Genomic DNA, 17,045 nt, shown 5'->3' with positions numbered 1-17,045 from the left:
TCGATCATTGACAAGGCGTTGCCATGAAAACCTTTGCCTCTATCGCATTGCTGTTTTGCAGCCTGCTGGCCGGCCTGGCCCTGGCCGCCCCGCCAGCGGCGGACTGGCCGGCTCGCGCCGCGCAGTACCGCTCGTTGCCGGGCGGACTGTTCCCGCTGTTCGTCGACCCGGCGCAGAATCGCGTCTTCATCCAACTGCCACCTGCCAACGAGGATGGCACGCTGGCCCAGGTGCTGCACGTCGCCACCGTGGTCAAAGGCCTTGGCGTCGGCCTCAGCGCGCCGCGCATCGACCGTGGGCAGATCGTCCCCGCGCGCATCCTGGCCTTTCGCCTGGTCGGCGACCAGGTGATCGGCGAGTACCGCTCGCCACAGTTCACCGCCTCCGCCGGCGGCCAGGAACAAGCGGCCACCCGCCAGTCGTTTTCCGACACCCTGGTGTGGCAGGCGCCGGTACTCGCGCGCCTGGCGGACGGTTCGTCGATCGCCGACCTGTCGGGGTTTCTCGGCCGTGATCCGTTCGGCCTGCAGGCCGTGCTGGCGTCATCGGGCAAGGGCAGCTTCGAGCCAGCCACCGAGCTGACGCTGATCGACGGTGATCACCTCAACGCCTTCGCCGACGGCATCGACGTGGACACTACCTTCACCTTCCGCGTGCGCCAGGCGGGCCCTGAAATCACCGCCATCAAGCCGGATGCGGCGCAGGTCAGCGTGGGTATCCGCCACAGTTTTCTGCGCCTGCCGGACGCTCACTACCAGCCACGCCGCTTCGATCCGCGCACCGGTGCGGTGGATGTGCAGGTCACCGACTTCTCCGCGCCGCTGGGCGCACCGATCCTGCAACGCTACGCCAAGCGCTTTCGCCTGGAGAAGCTCGATCCGGGCTCGGCGCCGTCGAAGGTCAAGAAACCGATTGTCTTCTACATCGACAACAGCGCGCCGGAACCCTTGCGCAGCGCACTGCTCGACGGCGCCCGCTGGTGGGCCAAGGGTTTCGAGGCCGCCGGCTTCATCGATGCGTTTCGCGTCGAGGTGCTGCCGGAGGGCGCCGACCCGTTCGATAGCCGCTACAACGTGATCTTCTGGGTCAACCGGGCGACGCGCGGCTGGTCCTGGGGGCAGATGGTCAGCGACCCGCGCACCGGCGAAATCCTGCGCGGCTCGGTGTTGCTGGATTCGCAACGCATCCGCCACAACCTGATGATCTATGAAGGCCTGCTCGGCACGCGGCAGACCGGCCAGGGCGGCAGCAACGATCCCGAACAGATCGCCCTGGCCCGCCTGCGCCAACTGGTGGCCCACGAGCTGGGCCATGCCCTGGGCTTCCAGCACAACTTCGCCGGCAGCGCCCAGCAGCGCAGCTCGGTGATGGACTATCCGGTGCCGCGCATCCGTATCGAAAATGACCAGCTCGACTTCAGCGACGCCTTCGCCAGCGGCATCGGCGCCTGGGACCTGTTCAGCGTCGACGCGCTCTACGGGGATGAAAACGGCCTGGCCGAACGCATCGCCAAGGGCGCCGAGACCTTGCGCTACGCCACCGACGTGGATGGCCGCTCGGACCAGACCTGGCTGGTCAACGGCAGCTCCTGGGACGATGGCGACGACCCGCTCGAAGCCCTCGCCCACGCCCTGCAGGTGCGCCAGATCGCCCTGAAGCGCTTCGGCCTGGACAACCTGCACGAAGGCGAGGCCGTGAGCGAACTGCGCCAGCGGCTCGTGCCGGTCTATCTCTATCACCGCTATCAGGTGGTGGCCGCGGCCAAGTTGATCGGTGGCAGCAGCTACCGCTACCCGGTCAAGACCGCCGATCTCAAACCGGGGTCGCTGTTCGAGCCGGTCGCCGATCAACTCCAGCAGCAGGCCTTGCAGGCGCTGCTGAAGACCCTGGAGCCCGCCGGGCTGCGCCTGTCCGACGAACAACTGGCGCTGCTCTCGGCCCAGACCAGTGCCAGCAACGACCCCCGCAGCGCCCAGGAGAGCTTTCTCGGCCGCCAGGGCCGGGGCTTCGACCAGTACGTGGCCGCGGAAGTCGCCGCCGACATCACCCTCAGCGCCCTGCTCGCCCCCGAGCGACTCAATCGCCTGGTGGAACGGCAAACGTCGAACTGGGGGCTCGATGCCTACCTGCAGCAACTCATCCAGGGCGCCTTCAGCCTGCCGAGCCATGATCCCAGGGAAGCCGAGATCGCCCGTCGCGTCGAGTTCCGTACCCTCTACATGCTCGCCAGGCACGCTGGCGGGGTGGTGATACCGGCCACCTACGGCGCGGTGTTCCCGCGCCGCGACGAGCCACTGTCAGCCAGCGCGCGGGCGCTGATCGAGCGCCATCTGCAACGCCTCGCGCGCACCTTGCAAACCCGCCAGCGCAGCGGCGAAGACGCCGCCCACGACGCCTGGCTGCTGGGCCTGCTGCATGACCGCACCCAGTTTGCCGATCCCACGCTTGACGTGCGCATTCCCCCAGGCGAGCCCATCTGACCCAGCGCCTGCCACAGGCAGGCGACCTCATCCCAACGAGAAGAATCCATGAACCACCCAACCTTGCGTCAATTCCTCGCCTGCTGCCTCGGACTGCCAGGCACCTTCGCCATGGCCGCGACGCCCGACCCGGACAGCGGCGACGAACGCCTGGCCACCGTCGTCGTCGAAAGCAAGCGGCTCGAAGGCGCCGACAGCGCCGAAAAACGCCTCGACAACGTGCCCGGCGCCACCAGCGTCATCCGCAACGCGGATGTCGAACAAGGCCGCGCCGCCAGCATGCAGGACGTGCTGTCCGGCCAGCCCGGGGTCTTCGTCACCTCCGCTGGCGGCAACGACGCGGTGCATGTCTCGATCCGTGGCTCGGGCATGCTCTCGCCCATCGGCAACATGCCCAATGGCGTGAAGTACCTGATGGACGGCGTGCCGCTGACCGGTCCGGCCGGCGCCTCCTACGAGCTGTTCGAACCGCTCAACCTCGACTACACCGAAGTGCTGCGCGGCGCCAACGCCTTCGAACAGGGTGCCCTGACCCTCGGCGGCGCGATCAACTTCGTCGGCAAGAGCGGCCGCAGCGCCCCCGGCACCCGCCTGCACTACGAGGGCGGCAGCTTCGGCTACCAGAAAAGCCAGTTCGCCCATGGCGGCGTGATCGGCGACAGCGATTACTACCTGACGCTGGTCGATTCGCGCCGCGACGGTTTCCAGGACCACACCTTCAGGAAGTCGCGGGTGCTCCACTCCAACTTCGGCCATGTCTTTTCGCCCGACCTGCAAACCCGCCTGCAGATCCGCTACGGCGAAGAGTTCCACCAGACGCCTGGCCTGCTGTCGAAAAGCCAACTGCAGGACAACCCACGGCGCACCAGCAGCTCGGTGCTGGCCAACCGCAGCCAGGTGGACAAATACGCCTCGTTCCAGATCGGCAGCACCACCCGCTACCGCCTCGACGATGCCTCCGAAGTACAACTGGGCCTGGGCTACTACAAGCTGCCACAGCGTTCCAACGCCCACAGCACCACGCCGGGCGCCGGCGACTACGCGGACTTCAGCACCACGCTGCGCTACAGCCGCCACGATGAGCTGTTCGGCCTGGCCAACGAACTGGAGCTCGGCTGGTTCCTCACCCGGCAGAACGTCGGCAAGACCTACGCCTACCTGAGCAACGGCAATGGCAAGGTGACGCGCAAGCAGAACAGCTACAACGGCTCGCTGGACAACGTGTTCTCCATCGGCGACACCCTGTCGCTGAGCGACAGCCTACGCCTGCTGGTGGGGCTGTCCGCCGCCCAGATCAAACGCGACATCGCCATCGACTACAGCGCTGCGCCGAACAACAGCCAGTACCCCAGCGCCCTCGACTACGACGAATGGAAGCTCGCCCCGCGCCTGGGCCTGACCTGGCAGGCCAGCCCGGAGTTGCAACTGTTCGCCAACGCCAGCCGTTCGCTGGACCCGGCGGTCACCTGGCAATACTCGCCGTCGACCTACAGCACGGCAGTCAACTTCGTCAAACCGCTGGTGGTGCAGAACGCCAATACCGTCGAGCTGGGCCTGCGCTTCAGCAATGAACGCATCGATGCCTCCGCCGCCATCTACCGCAGTTGGGTCAAGGATGAACTGCTGATCGTCGAAGTCGAGCCCGCGACCCAGACTTCCAGTGCCATCACCACGGCGTTCAACGCCTCGCCGACCATTCACCAGGGGGTCGAACTGGGCCTGTCGACCGCGCTGTGGCAGTCAGCCGGACGCCGCCTGGACCTGCGCCAGGCCTATACCTTCAACGACTTCTACTTCCGTGGCGACGAGCAGTTCGGCACCAACCAGTTGCCGGGCATACCGCGCCACCTCTACCAGGCCAGCCTGAAATACCAGGACGGCGGCTTCCACGCCGGGCTGTCCGCCACCGGCGTGTCGGGCTACTACATCGACTTCGCCAACACCCTGGAAGCAGCGCCCTACTGGCTGTTCGGCGCCAATCTCGGTTACGACTACAAGGATCAGTGGTCGGTGTTCCTCAGCCTGAACAACCTCACCGACAAGAAATACGCCTCGGCGGTCAACGTCACCTACGACGCGGCCGGCAACCACAACCTCGAAGCCTTCTACCCCGGTGACGGACGCAGCCTGACCGCTGGCGTCAGCTACCACTTCTGAGTCCCTGACAGTGATGATGACCATGACCCGATTCGTCTCTCTCGTCCTCGCCGCGCTGGCCATGCTTGCCATCGCCGCCTGCGACCAGCCCACGCCGCCCAGTGCGCAACAGGTAGCCGACGCCAGCCCCGACCTGTCCAGGGTCGTGCTGCGCGTGGGCGCGCCAAACAAGATCGGCAACCGTCCCTACCTGGAAGTGGCCGGGCAACTGGAGGACGTGCCCTACCAGATCGAATGGTCGGAGTTCTCCGCCACGCCGGCGCTGCTCGAAGCGTTGCGCGGCGGCAACATCGACATCGGCGGCAACGGCGGCGCCACCGGCATCCTGTTCGAGGCGGCCAACAACAACGCCAGCGGGGTCAAGGTGGTGGCCGCGGGGCGTCCCGTCGCGAGCGACATCAGCGAGACCGGCGGCGCCATCCTGGTACGCAAGGATTCGCCCTACCACAGCATCGCCGACCTCAAGGGCGCGCGGGTGTCGATCATGAAAGGCACCGGCACCCAGTACCTGCTCGGCCAGGCCCTGGAGAAAGAACATCTGGACTTCGCCGACATCCAGTTGCTCAACCTGACCAACGACGCCGCCCTCGCCGCCCTGCTCGCCGAGCACATCGACGCCTGGGGCACCTGGGACCCGCAGGTCAGTGTGCTGCAATCGCATCCGGACCTGCGCCTGCTCGGCTGGCTGGGCAACCGCGAAGACAGCTACACCATCCAGTACGCCTCGCCCCAGGCACTGGCCGACCCGGCCAAGCGCGCCGCCATCGACGACTTCCTGCAACGCCTGGCCCGTTCCACCGTGTGGGTCGCCGCGCACCCACAGCAATGGGCAGCGCTCAGTGCCAGGTTGGCGCGCATCGATGAAGGCGTGATGCTGCGGATCGCGCGCAAAACCCAGACCGAGTATGGCCTGAGCGACGAACAGCAGAACGTGCTGGAAAACTCGTTTCGCCGCGAAGCGCAGTTCTGGCAGCAGCTTGGCGTGACGTCCCGGACGCCGGATATCCAGGGGCTGTTCGACACCGGCTTCAATGCGGGCATGCGTGCCGCGACCGAGGATGCGAAGAAACACCTAGGCACACAGGCTAAGGTCGCCAGGGAGTGAGGCCATCAGAAACGGACATTCTATGAACGCCCGCCCCTCCTTAATCGTCATTCCCGCGAAAGCGGGAATCCAAAAAAATTGGCGTATTTGGATTCCCGCTTTCGCGGGAATGACGGCTAAACACACCGCGTAGGAACGCTCATCGCACGAACATCCCACACCAACACTTCAATTAAAACGCCGCCAGGATTCGCCCCAGGGTCGCCATCGCCTGCTCGCTCTGCGCGTCCCACGGGTGGCCATGGTTGAGCCGCGCGCAATGGCCGAAGGCGCGGGTCGCGGAGAAGATCGGCCCAGGCGCCAGGCTGATGCCCTGGGCCAGGGCCAGGCGGAACAGTTGCAACGAATCGACCCGCTGGGGAAATTCGAACCAGAGGAAATACCCTCCGGCAGGCCGAGTGACCCGCGTTTCATCCGGGAAATGCCGCGCCGCCGAGGCCAGCATCGACGCCTGCTGGCTTTCCAGCAGGTGCCGCAGCTTGCGCAGATGACGGTCGTAACCGCCGTGTTGCAGGTAATCGGCCAACGCGGCCTGGGCCGGCACCGAAGGCGAGATGGTGGTCATCAGCTTGAGCCGGGCGATGCGCTGGGCATAACGCCCGCCCGCCACCCAACCGACCCGGTAGCCCGGCGCCAGGCACTTGGAAAACGAGCCGCAGTGCATCACCAGCCCTTCGCTGTCGAAGCTCTTCACCGGCCGGGGCGGCTGCACGCCGTAATACAGCTCGGCGTACACATCATCCTCGATCAATGGCACCTGATGCCGGCACAGCAAGTCGTAGAGGCCCCGTTTCTTTTCGTCGCTCATGCTCGCCCCCAGCGGGTTCTGCAGCGAGCTCATGAACCAGCAGGCCTTGATCGGCAACTGCTCCAGGCTGTCGGCCAAGACCTCCAGGTCGATGCCCTCGCGGGGATGCACGGGAATCTCCACCGCCTTGAGTTTCAGGCGCTCCAGTACCTGCAGGGTGGCGTAGAACGCCGGGCTTTCGATGGCGACCAGATCGCCAGGCGCGGTGACCGATTGCAGGCACAGGTTGAGTGCCTCCAGCGCGCCGTTGCTGATCACCAGTTCCTCCAGCGGCAGGCGCACGCCGCTGACCATGTAGCGCAGGGCGATCTGCCGGCGCAGGTCCGGGTTGCCCTGGGTCATGTCGGCGATGATCGCCTGGCCGGTCATCTCGCGCACACTCTGGGCCATGGAGCGTGCCAGGCGTGGCAAGGGAAACAGCTCCGGGCTCGGGAAGGCCGAGCCGAAGGGCACGGTATCGGGGTCCTTGAGCGAGTCGAGCACCGAGAACACCAGTTCGCTGACATCGACCTCGGTGGTCTGCGCCGGGCGTACATGCTGCTCGGGCTCATGCAGCGGCCGCCGGGCATGCTCGCGCACGAAGTAGCCGGAGCGCGCCCGTGCCTGGATCAGGCCACGGTCTTCCAGCAGGTAATAGGCCTGGAACACGGTCGACGGGCTGACCCCGTAGGTGCGGCTGGCATGGCGCACCGAGGGCACCTTTTCACCCGGCGCGAGGACGCCGGTGCGGATCAGCACCGCGATCTCATCGGCGAATCTTTCGTAGCGTTTCATTCGGCGAACCTGGCTGCGCGACAGTGCATCATCGGCCAGACACATGATTCAGTACAGAACCAGATTATTTATAAAAAACCATATCAGTCGCTGTTCAAAAGAGTTCCTGGTTTCAGTCCACCAATAACGCCATGCTTGCAGATCATCTGATACGGTTTTTTCTGAATTATCTGAGGCTGTTTCGTAACACGCGCCTTGCCCATAGTGAACGCCTGTTGTTCGCCTCGCCCGGAGGCCAAGAGGGTTCCGCATGTATCACTATGACGACTACGACCACGCCCTGGTGCGCGAGCGCGTGGCCCAGTTCCGCGACCAGGTGCAGCGGCGCATCAGCGGCGAACTGAGCGAGGAAGAATTCCTGCCGCTGCGCCTGCAGAACGGCCTGTATATGCAGAAGCACGCCTACATGCTGCGCGTGGCGATCCCCTACGGCACCCTGTCGTCGCGCCAGTTGCGCACCCTCGCCAGCATCGCCCGCGACTACGACCGCGGGTATGGGCACTTCACCACGCGGCAGAACATCCAGTTCAACTGGATCGAGCTGGAACAGGTGCCAGACATCCTCGAACGCCTGGCCGAGGTGGAAATGCATGCCATCCAGACCTCCGGCAACTGCGTGCGCAACATCACCACCGAAGCCTTTGCCGGGGTGGCGGCGGACGAGATTCTCGACCCACGGCCGCTGGCGGAAATCCTCCGCCAGTGGTCGACGATCAACCCGGAATTCCTGTTCCTGCCACGCAAGTTCAAGATCGCCCTGTGCGCCGCCGAGGAAGACCGCGCCGCCGTGGCCATGCACGATGTCGGCCTTTATGTTTATCGCGGCGCGAGCGGCGAGCTGCTGCTCAACGTGATGGTCGGTGGCGGCCTGGGCCGCACGCCGATCCTCAGCCAGCAGATTCGCGACGGCCTGCCCTGGCAGCACCTGCTGTCCTACGTCGAGGCCATCCTGCGGGTCTACAACCGCCACGGCAGACGCGACAACAAGTACAAGGCGCGGATCAAGATCCTGGTCAAGGCCCTGGGTATCGAAGCCTTCGCCGCCGAGGTCGAGGCCGAGTGGGCGCATATCAAGGACGGCCCGGCGCAACTGACCGACGCAGAGTACCAACGGGTCGCCGCGGCGTTCACGCCGCCTCGCTACGAGCGACTGGCCGAACATGATCTGGACTATGGCAGCGCGCTGCTTGGCGATCCAGCCTTCGCCCGTTGGACCTCACGCAACCTGCATCCACACAAGGTGCCCGGATATGCCAGCGTGGTGGTATCGACCAAACCTGGCGCCGCACTGCCGCCCGGCGACATGACGGCCGAGCAGATGGACGTCGTCGCCGAACTCGCGGAGCGCGTCGGTCTAGGCGAAATCCGCGTGGCCCACGAGCAGAACCTGGTACTGCCCGACGTGCGCAAGTCAGACCTTTATCCGCTCTGGCAACAGCTGGACGCCGCCGGCCTGGGCACGCCCAACATCGGCCTGCTGACCGATGTCATCGCCTGTCCGGGTGGCGACTACTGTTCGCTGGCCAACGCCAAGTCGATTCCCATCGCCCAGGCGATCCAGCAGCGTTTCAGCGACGCGCAGGCGCTGCACGCCCTCGGCGACCTCAGCCTGAACATCTCCGGCTGCATGAATGCCTGCGGCCATCACCACATCGGCAACATCGGTATCCTCGGCGTCGACAAGAACGGCAGCGAGTGGTACCAGGTCACCATCGGCGGCGCCCAGGGCAAGGACAGCGCCCTCGGCAAAGTCATCGGCCCTTCGTTCAGCGCCGACGAGATTCCCGACGTCATCGAACGCCTGGTCGAAACCTACGGCGAACACAAACAGGACGACGAGCGTTTCATCGATACGGTTCAGCGTCTCGGTATCGAGCCGTTCAAGGCCCGCGTCTACAACAAGGACCGGGAGCCGGCATGAACAACCTGATCGTCTTGCATGAAGGGCAGGCAAAGGTACGCCTGGATGATCCGTGGACCTTGTTGCGTGAAGACCTCGAGGCGCCCTGCTCTGGCCCATTGATCCTGTCGCTGAAAGACTGGCTCGCCAGCCAGAGCGAGGCCGTCCTGACAGGCGCCAAACCCAGCCCGGACGGGGTTCTCCTGATACCAGACGACGACCCGCTGGAGCTCGAACCCTGGCTTGCGGTCCTGCCACTGATCGCCATCGACTTCCCCAGCTTTCGCGACGGCCGTGGCTACAGCCAGGCCTACCTGCTGCGCACCCGCCTGGGCTGGCAAGGCGAGTTGCGCGCGGTCGGCGACGTGCTGCGCGACCAGCTCGCGCACATGCGCCAGTGCGGCTTCGATGCCTTCGCCGTGCGTGCGGACAAGCCGGTCGATGACGCCCTCAAGGGCCTCGCCGGCATGAGCGTGCTCTATGGCCGCTCGGCGATAGAACCGCGGCCGCTGTTCCGCCGCCGCTAGCCCCACCCGATCCCCACTGCCCCAAGGAGTCCGTACGCCGCTCGCCGGCGACGTTTCTAGCCATGTTCGGAAAACTCACCCTCGATGCGATTCCCCTGCACGAACCGATCCTCGTGGTCACGATGATCGCCGTGGCACTGGGGGCTGTAGGCCTGTGCGCCGCCCTCACCTACTTCAGGAAATGGTCCTATCTGTGGAGCGAGTGGCTGACCTCGGTCGACCATAAGAAGATCGGCGTGATGTACATCGTCGTCGCCCTGGTCATGCTCCTGCGCGGCTTCGCCGACGCCATCATGATGCGCACGCAACTGGCGCTTTCCCACGGCGGTGCCGAGGGCTACCTGCCGCCGCACCACTACGACCAGATATTCACCGCCCACGGCGTGATCATGATCTTCTTCGTCGCCACGCCGCTGGTGGTGGGCCTGATGAACATCGTCACGCCGTTGCAGATCGGCGCGCGCGACGTGGCCTTCCCGCTGCTCAACTCGTTGAGTTTCTGGCTGTTCGTCGGCGGCGTGCTGCTGACCAACGCCTCGCTGTTCATCGGCGAGTTCGCCCAGAGTGGCTGGGTCGCCTACCCGCCCTTGTCCGGCATCGAATACAGCCCTGGCGTCGGCGTCGATTACTACATCTGGAGCCTGCAACTGTCCGGCCTCGGCACCCTGCTGACGGGCGTGAACTTCCTGGTCACCATCCTCAAGATGCGCGCACCGGGCATGACGATGTTCAAGATGCCGATCTTCACCTGGACCATCTTCTGCACCAGCGTGATCATCGTCGCCGCCTTCCCGATCCTCACCGTGGCCCTGGCGATGCTGAGCCTGGATCGCTACCTGGACTTCCACCTCTTCACCAACAGCCTCGGCGGCAACCCGATGATGTACGTGAACCTGGTCTGGGCCTGGGGTCACCCCGAGGTGTACATCCTCATCCTGCCGGCCTTCGGCGTGTTCTCCGAAGTCACCGCGACCTTCGCCCGCAAGCGCCTGTTCGGCTATCACTCGATGGTCTGGGCGACCCTCGCCATCACCTTCCTGTCGTTCGTGGTGTGGCTGCACCACTTCTTCACCATGGGCTCGGGGGCCAGCGTCAACGCCTTCTTCGGCATCGCCACGATGATCATCGCGATTCCCACGGGGGTGAAGATCTTCACCTGGCTGTTCACCATGTACCGCGGGCGCCTGGAATTCACCTCGCCGATCCTGTGGACCCTCGGCTTCATGGTGACCTTCTCCATCGGCGGCATGACCGGCGTGCTGCTGGCGGTGCCCGGCGCCGACTTCCTGCTGCACAACAGCCTGTTCCTGGTCGCCCACTTCCATAACGTGATCATCGGCGGCGCGGTGTTCGGCTACATGGCCGGCATCACCTACTGGTTCCCCAAGGCGTTCGGCTTCCGCCTGCACGAAGGCTGGGGCAAGGCCTCGTTCTGGTTCTGGCTGGTCGGCTTCTATCTGGCCTTCATGCCCATGTACATCCTCGGTTTCATGGGCATGACCCGACGCCTGAACACCACCAGCAACCCGGAATGGGTGCCGTACCTGCAAGTCGCGGTAATCGGCGCGGTACTGATCGGCCTGGGCATTCTCTGCACCGTGATCCAGATCGCCGTGAGCATCAAGAATCGCAAGCAACTGGCCGACCACACGGGCGACCCGTGGAATGCGCGCACCCTGGAATGGTCGACGTCCTCGCCGCCGCCGTTCTACAACTTCGCCGTGACGCCGCGTGGGGATCGTGTCGACGAGTTCTACGAGATGAAACGCGAAGGCCTGCCGACAGCGCCCGAGCGCTACCGGCCGATCCATATGCCGCGTAACACCGGCGTTGGTTTGATCGCCTCGGCGCTACTGACGCTGATGTGCTTCGCCCTGGTCTGGCATATCTGGTGGCTGACGCTTGCCACCTTCGTCGGCGCCATCGCCTGCTTCATCGTGCGCAGCTATGACGAAGACACGGACTACTACGTGCAGCCCGATGAAATCGAAGAGATAGAACGGTCGGCCAGAGGCTGACCTTGCCAAGAAGAGCCTTGCCCCAAGGCTCTTCTGCCCATTGAAGAAGCACACGCTGCCTGCGCTTCGCTCGATTGGAAAAGCCCATGAGTATTCTGTTTCTGGTGACGAGTTGCCTGGAGCTGCTGCTGGCCTGCATCACCTATCGCAGCGGCTTGCCCCGCTTCGCCTTGGCCATCGCGATGTGTGCGCTCAGCGCGCAGGCACTGCATCAACTGGCGCTGACGGGCTTGGGCTTCGTGGCGCTGTTCGCAGGGCTCGGGCTGATCCTGTCGAGCATGAAGGTCATCGACACCCACACGCTCGATGAGCCTGACTGATCTGGCGAAGCGAACCAGTCAAAGCCGTTACAGGAAGCGCTCGAAGCGATAAGGCGCCGGATCGATGATCGGCGTGTGACCGGACACCAGGTCCGCCGCCAGGTGACCGGCTGCCGGCGAGGTGCCGAAACCGTGGCCGGAGAAGCCGGAGGCGACGGTCAGCCCCGGAATCTTCGCGACCGGACCGATCACCGGATTGGAGTCCGGCGTGACGTCGATGGTGCCGGCCCAGGTCTGTTCGATCTGCGCTTGCTCGAACACCGGCCAGGCGGCCTTGAGGTTATCCATCGCCTCCTTGTTCAGCGCCTGGTTGGCGGCGGGGTCCTGGACACGAACCTTCTCGAACGGCGAGACCTTGTTGCCGCTCCAGCGCCGCGCCAGCCCCAGGTCCCTGAAGAACTCCTTGCCCAGGCCGATACGCATGAAACTGCGCTGCGCCTTGATCTGCGGCAGGTAACGCATGCCCAACAGCAAGTGGTCAAGGGTCAACGAGGCATCCAGGGCGCCGCGTTGGGTGATGATGAAGCCGCCATCCTTGTGTTTGCGGAAGGAGAAGTCCGGCGCGCCGACGGCGATATCCGTCGGCCCCTCCATGGGTCTGGTGCGCAGTACCGAGCAGATCAGCGGCAAGGTCGGGAAGTTGATCCCGAGGTTGCCGAGGAAACGCCGCGACCAGTAGCCGCCCGCCAGCAGAACCTGCTCACAGCGAATTTCACCTTTCTCGGTGAGCACGCCGCTGACGCGCCCTGCATTGGTGACCAGATCACGCACTGCACAGTTTTCGATGATCACCGCGCCCTTGGCCATCGCCGCCTTGGCGATAGCACTGGAGGCCAGGGTCGGCTCGGCACGGGCATCGGACGGCGTGTAGAGTCCACCGACCCACTGGCCACGGCCACCCGGCACCTTGTCGGCGATCTCTCGCGCGCTGAGCAGGCGCGAGTCCAGTGACAGATGCTGCACCGAACTCAGCCAGGCCTCGTGCATGGCCATCTGAGCCTCGGTGCGACCGATGAACATGATGCCTGCCTGGCGATAGCCGACATCGGCACCGAGCCGCTCGGGCATCTGCGCCCACAGACGATCGGACGCCAGCGCCAGGGGAATGTCCTCGGCATGCCGATTGGTCTTGCGTACCCAACCGAGGTTGCGCGACGACTGCTCACCCGCGATGCGTCCTTTCTCCAGCACCACGACCGGAATGTTGCGTTCGGCCAGGGTCAGCGCGGCGGTCAGGCCGATGATCCCACCGCCGATGATCACCACGGTGGTCGCCGAGGGAAGCGGCTGGGCGGGAATGTTCACGGGCTCGATAGTGGGCGCCATTGGAAACCTCGGTGGTACGTGTTGTGGTTGTAATGACCAACCGCTCTGCCCGGCAGTCAGGTTGGCTGTTTTGAGGCACAAACGGTGATTCGTAGAGTGGACAACGCGAAGCTTGTCCACCGCTCTGCATAGCCAACGGTGGACAAGAAGAGCGTTGTCCACCCTACAAAAGCAGGTGTCCGCTTGTGCCCCGAACCGGCCATTCGCCAAGGTGCAGGATTGAACATGCCCCAGAGGCGAAAGCATCGGCTTGCAGCCTTACTGCGCCAGGGTGATTTCCGTCACCTCGGCACGCGACGCGCCACGGAACGCGGTCACTTCCAGCTCGACCTTGTAGGCCAGGCCACCCAGCGGCGGGCAGGTGACGGTGGTAGCAGGATTGATGCCACGGAACTTCTCGCCAATGATCGCCATCACCGCCGGCACGTCCTGCGGGTCCTGCACGTAGACGCGGGAGAAGATCACATCGGCCAGGCTCGACTCGACGGCGACCAGCGCCGCTTCGATATTGGCGAACACCTGGTGAGTCTGCTCGGTGAGGTCTTCCGGGATCAGCTTGGTCTGCGGGTTACGCCCGGCGGTGTTGGATACGTAGATCCAGTTGTCGACGGCGACCAGGCGCGAGTAGCTGGCCTCTTTCTCGAACTTGGAACCGGTGGTGAGCTTGATGATCTGGGTCATGTCGAATGCCTTGTTGGATGGAGGTTGCAGTGCTCAGCTGAGCACCGGGGTTTCCCACAGGTTCAGCTTCACGCCGATGCCTTTCTCGACGGCCTTGCGATACACCACGGTGCCCCAGGCGACGTCTTCGACCGGCATGCCACCGACCGACATCAGGATGATTTCCTCATCGTTCAGGCGGCCCGGCGCGTCGCCGGCGATGATCTTGCCGATGTCCTCGACCTGCTCCGCGTGCAGCTTGCCCTCGGCGATCATGTCCATGAAGCGCACACCTACCAGCGGCACGCAGTTATGTGCAGGCTTGGGCAGTTCCTCGAACCAGGCGTGATACATGCCGGGGTTGTCCACCACCTTGCGCACGTCGCCCTGCTCCATGCCTTCGTCGAAGCTGCAAGCGGCCGGCATCGCCAGGAACGCGCCTGGCTTGACCCACGTCTTGCGGATGATCGGATACAGCGCAGGGTTACCCACTTCCTCGGAGCTGCAGTAGCTCACCAGGTCGGAGCCGCGTACCACCTCTTCGAGGCTATCGACCACCTGGACCGTGGTGACCTGCGGGTAGGTTTCCTTGACCCAGTCGATGAAGCTGTTGAGGCTCTTCTGGCCCCGGCCCTTGACCTTGATCGTATCGACCTGCGGGCACGCGGCGATGAACGCGGCGACGGTGGTCTTGCCCATCACGCCAGGGCCGAGCAGGCCGATCACGCGGGAGTCCTTGCGCGCCAAGTGGCGAGCGCCCACGCCCGGAATGGCGCCAGTGCGGTAGGCGGACAGCAGGTTGGCCGACATGTGCGCCAGCGGAGCGCCGGTGTCCGGGTCGGTCAAGGTGAACATGAGGATCGAACGCGGCAGGCCTTTCTCGCGGTTGGCGATGTTCGAGCCATACCATTTGACCCCGGCGGTGCAGAAACTACCGCCCAGGTAAGCGGGCATCGCCATCATGCGCCGGTCCGCAGTCGGCTTGGGCATGTTCGGGAACGGCGAACTTTCCGGGAACGTGATCATGGCGCCGTGCGAGTCATTGTTCGGCCCTGCCATGCGATAGTCGCCCCGATACAACAAACCAAACATTTCTTCCATCGTATCGACACAGGCCGGCATGTCCGTAACGCCTGCGCGGACCATGTCCTGTTCGGAAAGATATAGGAAATCGATATGGGTACTGTTGGTCATGTTGTTCTCGGAGTGACAGTAATACGAAGGCCAGTTCGCCCAACAACTTGCCGTTTATTAATTACGGCAGGTGTTATGGCGTAAACGGTTTCGCAGTGTACGGAGCACACCTGGAGCGGTATTGTAGATTTCGGAAATCGACGAACAACCCTGGCGGCGCGCTTCTTGCTGGGAAGTTTTTCGTGTATTAAAGGCGCCACAGGTCAGCATACCCAGGCCACTCCAATGACAAGAACATCCGCCGCCCCGCTATCGCGCAACGTGAGCGAACAACCCTGGTTCGTGCTCGCGTCGTCGCAGTATTCGATCAATGCGTCGCGGCATTCGGCAATCTCGCACTTCTATTCATTCGATGTCGCCGAATCGGCCAGCCGGATCATGGCGATCCCCGACGGCTGCGTGGACATTCTTTTCGACTGCGATGCCGAGCGCCCTGCCGCGCGGGTTTGCGGTACACCACTGATGGCCCGGCACGTCGATCTGCAGCCCAGCCACCGCTACTTCGGCGTGCGCTTCACACCAGGCCTGATCCCCGCCTTCGTCGACGTGCAGGCTGCCGACCTGACCGAGCAGGAAATCGACCTGCAGGAAGTGATGCGCCTGGCTTCGTCCATGCTCGAACGCATCGCCCAGGCAACGACGCTCGGCGAGCAGATGGCGATCTTCAACGCCTTCGTCGATCCGAGCCTGACCCGCAAGGTGTCCGACCTGACCGCCCTGGCCTTACAGAAGATCATCCTGCACAAGGGCGACATACGCGTCGGCCAACTCGAAGCCTTCACCGGCTACACCAGCAGGACCCTGCAAAAACAGTTCAGGCAGGACACCGGGATCGGGCCGAAATCCTTCTGCCGGATAATACGCTGCCAGGCAACTTTGAACCTGATATCCAGCCAGCACGATATTTCCTATCCTGAACTTGCGGCGGAACTTGGATTTGCCGATCAATCGCACTTTCTGCGCGACTTCAAGAAACTGGTAAGTGCCACGCCGCATGATTACCGACAGCGGATCATGCGCGAGTCGTATATGAGCCGAATAACCTTCGACGAATAAAACCGCACCAACAAAGTGCAGCCGCACCATGGCAGCGCAAAACTAAAATAAATCAACCCAATCGCGGCGGTGCTGTTTGCAAGGAGGCAGATAGGCCTCCTTATTCATGACTTCTTCAACAACGGTTTCAGTGTCGGCCAGACATTATCCAGCAGCAGCGGCTGCGCATTGGCCGCTGGGTGGATGCCGTCGGCCTGCATCATCGACGGGATACCCGCCGCGCCCTCGAGGAAGAATGGCACCAGCGGCACGTCGTACTGCTTGGCCAGGGCCGGGTAGACCTCGGCGAACGCGGTGGTGTAGCGCTTGCCGTAGTTGGGCGGCAGGCGCATGCCCAGCAGCAGGACCCTGGCCCCGCTCCGCTGCGACTGCTCGACCATGCCGGCAAGGTTTTGTTGCAATTGCGCCGGGGTCTGGCCACGCAGTCCATCGTTGCCACCCAGCTCGATAACGACCACCTCCGGCGCATGCTGGCGCAGCAGCGCAGGCAGGCGCGACAGCCCGCCAGCACTGGTGTCGCCGCTGATCGAGGCATTCACCACCGGCTGCTGGAAGCCTTCCTCGCGCATGCGTGTCTGCAACAGGGCCACCCAACCTTGTCGGGTATCCAGGCCCAAACCGGCGCTGATACTATCCCCGACCAGCAGAACGCCCGCCGCAGAGGCCCCCTGGGCCCACAGCAGCAGTGCCAGAACACCTAACTTCAACCATCCACGCATC

13 protein-coding genes are annotated in these 17,045 nt (G+C 64.1%); 8 read left to right on the top strand and 5 right to left on the bottom strand.

What is annotated here, in order from left to right:
- Positions 1–23 precede the first annotated feature (23 nt).
- From ACSZPK_RS23435 to ACSZPK_RS23425, 3 genes are read left to right on the top strand one after another with little or no spacing between them, the layout of a single operon-like run.
- Positions 24–2,480 carry a zinc-dependent metalloprotease gene (locus ACSZPK_RS23435; protein WP_437883989.1) on the top strand — a complete coding sequence of 819 codons (2,457 nt, stop codon included), beginning with the start codon at positions 24–26 and terminating at the stop codon, positions 2,478–2,480.
- 48 nt (positions 2,481–2,528) lie between these two features.
- A complete protein-coding gene (locus ACSZPK_RS23430) occupies positions 2,529–4,637 on the top strand; it encodes a TonB-dependent receptor family protein (RefSeq protein WP_437883988.1) in 2,109 nt (702 codons plus the stop codon).
- Positions 4,638–4,659: 22 nt separating this feature from the next.
- Positions 4,660–5,742 carry an ABC transporter substrate-binding protein gene (locus ACSZPK_RS23425; RefSeq protein WP_437883987.1) on the top strand — a complete coding sequence of 361 codons (1,083 nt, stop codon included), beginning with the start codon at positions 4,660–4,662 and terminating at the stop codon, positions 5,740–5,742.
- A 172-nt stretch (positions 5,743–5,914) separates the two neighbouring features.
- On the opposite strand, the gene mapR is transcribed toward ACSZPK_RS23425, so the two are convergent.
- Complete coding sequence (gene mapR, locus ACSZPK_RS23420; protein WP_437883986.1) at positions 5,915–7,324, bottom strand: GntR family transcriptional regulator MpaR; 1,410 nt, start codon at positions 7,322–7,324, stop codon at positions 5,915–5,917.
- Between the two features lie 250 nt (positions 7,325–7,574).
- Here mapR and ACSZPK_RS23415 point away from each other — a divergent pair, with 250 nt between their 5' ends.
- The 4 genes from ACSZPK_RS23415 to ACSZPK_RS23400 all read left to right on the top strand — a co-directional run bounded on the left by ACSZPK_RS23415 (position 7,575) and on the right by ACSZPK_RS23400 (position 12,089).
- On the top strand, positions 7,575–9,245 hold the full coding sequence (locus ACSZPK_RS23415; RefSeq protein WP_437883985.1) for a nitrite/sulfite reductase: 1,671 nt from the start codon (positions 7,575–7,577) through the stop codon (positions 9,243–9,245).
- Positions 9,242–9,751, top strand: a complete 510-nt coding sequence (locus ACSZPK_RS23410) for a DUF934 domain-containing protein (protein WP_437883984.1) — start codon at positions 9,242–9,244, stop codon at positions 9,749–9,751. The genes ACSZPK_RS23415 and ACSZPK_RS23410 overlap by 4 nt, the downstream gene beginning before the upstream one ends.
- 62 nt (positions 9,752–9,813) lie before the next feature.
- Complete coding sequence (cyoB, locus tag ACSZPK_RS23405; protein ID WP_437883983.1) at positions 9,814–11,769, top strand: cytochrome o ubiquinol oxidase subunit I; 1,956 nt, start codon at positions 9,814–9,816, stop codon at positions 11,767–11,769.
- 86 nt (positions 11,770–11,855) lie between these two features.
- Positions 11,856–12,089, top strand: coding sequence for a hypothetical protein (locus ACSZPK_RS23400; protein ID WP_437883982.1), 234 nt, complete (start codon positions 11,856–11,858; stop codon positions 12,087–12,089).
- Between the two features lie 27 nt (positions 12,090–12,116).
- Here ACSZPK_RS23400 and ACSZPK_RS23395 read toward each other — a convergent pair whose 3' ends face one another.
- From ACSZPK_RS23395 to ACSZPK_RS23385, 3 genes are all read right to left on the bottom strand, one after another.
- A complete protein-coding gene (locus ACSZPK_RS23395; protein ID WP_437883981.1) occupies positions 12,117–13,415 on the bottom strand; it encodes an NAD(P)/FAD-dependent oxidoreductase in 1,299 nt (432 codons plus the stop codon).
- A gap of 258 nt (positions 13,416–13,673) precedes the next feature.
- Positions 13,674–14,096 carry a RidA family protein gene (locus ACSZPK_RS23390; RefSeq protein ID WP_437883980.1) on the bottom strand — a complete coding sequence of 141 codons (423 nt, stop codon included), beginning with the start codon at positions 14,094–14,096 and terminating at the stop codon, positions 13,674–13,676.
- Positions 14,097–14,129: 33 nt separating this feature from the next.
- Positions 14,130–15,269: a tyramine oxidase subunit B gene (locus tag ACSZPK_RS23385; protein WP_437883979.1), complete on the bottom strand. Its 1,140-nt coding sequence runs from the start codon at positions 15,267–15,269 to the stop codon at positions 14,130–14,132.
- Between the two features lie 225 nt (positions 15,270–15,494).
- On the opposite strand from ACSZPK_RS23385, the gene ACSZPK_RS23380 reads away from it, so the two are divergent.
- Positions 15,495–16,325, top strand: coding sequence for a helix-turn-helix domain-containing protein (locus ACSZPK_RS23380; RefSeq protein ID WP_437883978.1), 831 nt, complete (start codon positions 15,495–15,497; stop codon positions 16,323–16,325).
- A 104-nt stretch (positions 16,326–16,429) separates the two neighbouring features.
- Here ACSZPK_RS23380 and ACSZPK_RS23375 read toward each other — a convergent pair whose 3' ends face one another.
- Entirely contained in the window at positions 16,430–17,044 is a 615-nt protein-coding gene (locus ACSZPK_RS23375) for an arylesterase (RefSeq protein WP_437883977.1), read from the bottom strand.
- Position 17,045: the final 1 nt, after the last annotated feature.

Origin of the sequence: Pseudomonas sp. LRF_L74, assembly GCF_965644255.1 — a bacterium.
Lineage (GTDB): Bacteria > Pseudomonadota > Gammaproteobacteria > Pseudomonadales > Pseudomonadaceae > Aquipseudomonas.
The sequence above is the reverse complement of the archived record's forward strand: the minus strand, read 5'-3'. Positions and strand labels throughout refer to the sequence as shown.

Excerpts from the sequence above, each read along its gene's own strand:
- ACSZPK_RS23435 (WP_437883989.1), top strand. The coding sequence starts at position 24 with ATGAAAACCTTTGCCTCTATCGCATTGCTGTTTTGCAGCCTGCTGGCC.
- ACSZPK_RS23430 (WP_437883988.1), top strand. The coding sequence starts at position 2,529 with ATGAACCACCCAACCTTGCGTCAATTCCTCGCCTGCTGCCTCGGACTG.
- ACSZPK_RS23425 (WP_437883987.1), top strand. The coding sequence starts at position 4,660 with ATGACCCGATTCGTCTCTCTCGTCCTCGCCGCGCTGGCCATGCTTGCC.
- mapR (WP_437883986.1), bottom strand. The coding sequence starts at position 7,324 with ATGAAACGCTACGAAAGATTCGCCGATGAGATCGCGGTGCTGATCCGC.
- ACSZPK_RS23415 (WP_437883985.1), top strand. The coding sequence starts at position 7,575 with ATGTATCACTATGACGACTACGACCACGCCCTGGTGCGCGAGCGCGTG.
- ACSZPK_RS23410 (WP_437883984.1), top strand. The coding sequence starts at position 9,242 with ATGAACAACCTGATCGTCTTGCATGAAGGGCAGGCAAAGGTACGCCTG.
- cyoB (WP_437883983.1), top strand. The coding sequence starts at position 9,814 with ATGTTCGGAAAACTCACCCTCGATGCGATTCCCCTGCACGAACCGATC.
- ACSZPK_RS23400 (WP_437883982.1), top strand. The coding sequence starts at position 11,856 with ATGAGTATTCTGTTTCTGGTGACGAGTTGCCTGGAGCTGCTGCTGGCC.
- ACSZPK_RS23395 (WP_437883981.1), bottom strand. The coding sequence starts at position 13,415 with ATGGCGCCCACTATCGAGCCCGTGAACATTCCCGCCCAGCCGCTTCCC.
- ACSZPK_RS23390 (WP_437883980.1), bottom strand. The coding sequence starts at position 14,096 with ATGACCCAGATCATCAAGCTCACCACCGGTTCCAAGTTCGAGAAAGAG.
- ACSZPK_RS23385 (WP_437883979.1), bottom strand. The coding sequence starts at position 15,269 with ATGACCAACAGTACCCATATCGATTTCCTATATCTTTCCGAACAGGAC.
- ACSZPK_RS23380 (WP_437883978.1), top strand. The coding sequence starts at position 15,495 with ATGACAAGAACATCCGCCGCCCCGCTATCGCGCAACGTGAGCGAACAA.
- ACSZPK_RS23375 (WP_437883977.1), bottom strand. The coding sequence starts at position 17,044 with ATGCGTGGATGGTTGAAGTTAGGTGTTCTGGCACTGCTGCTGTGGGCC.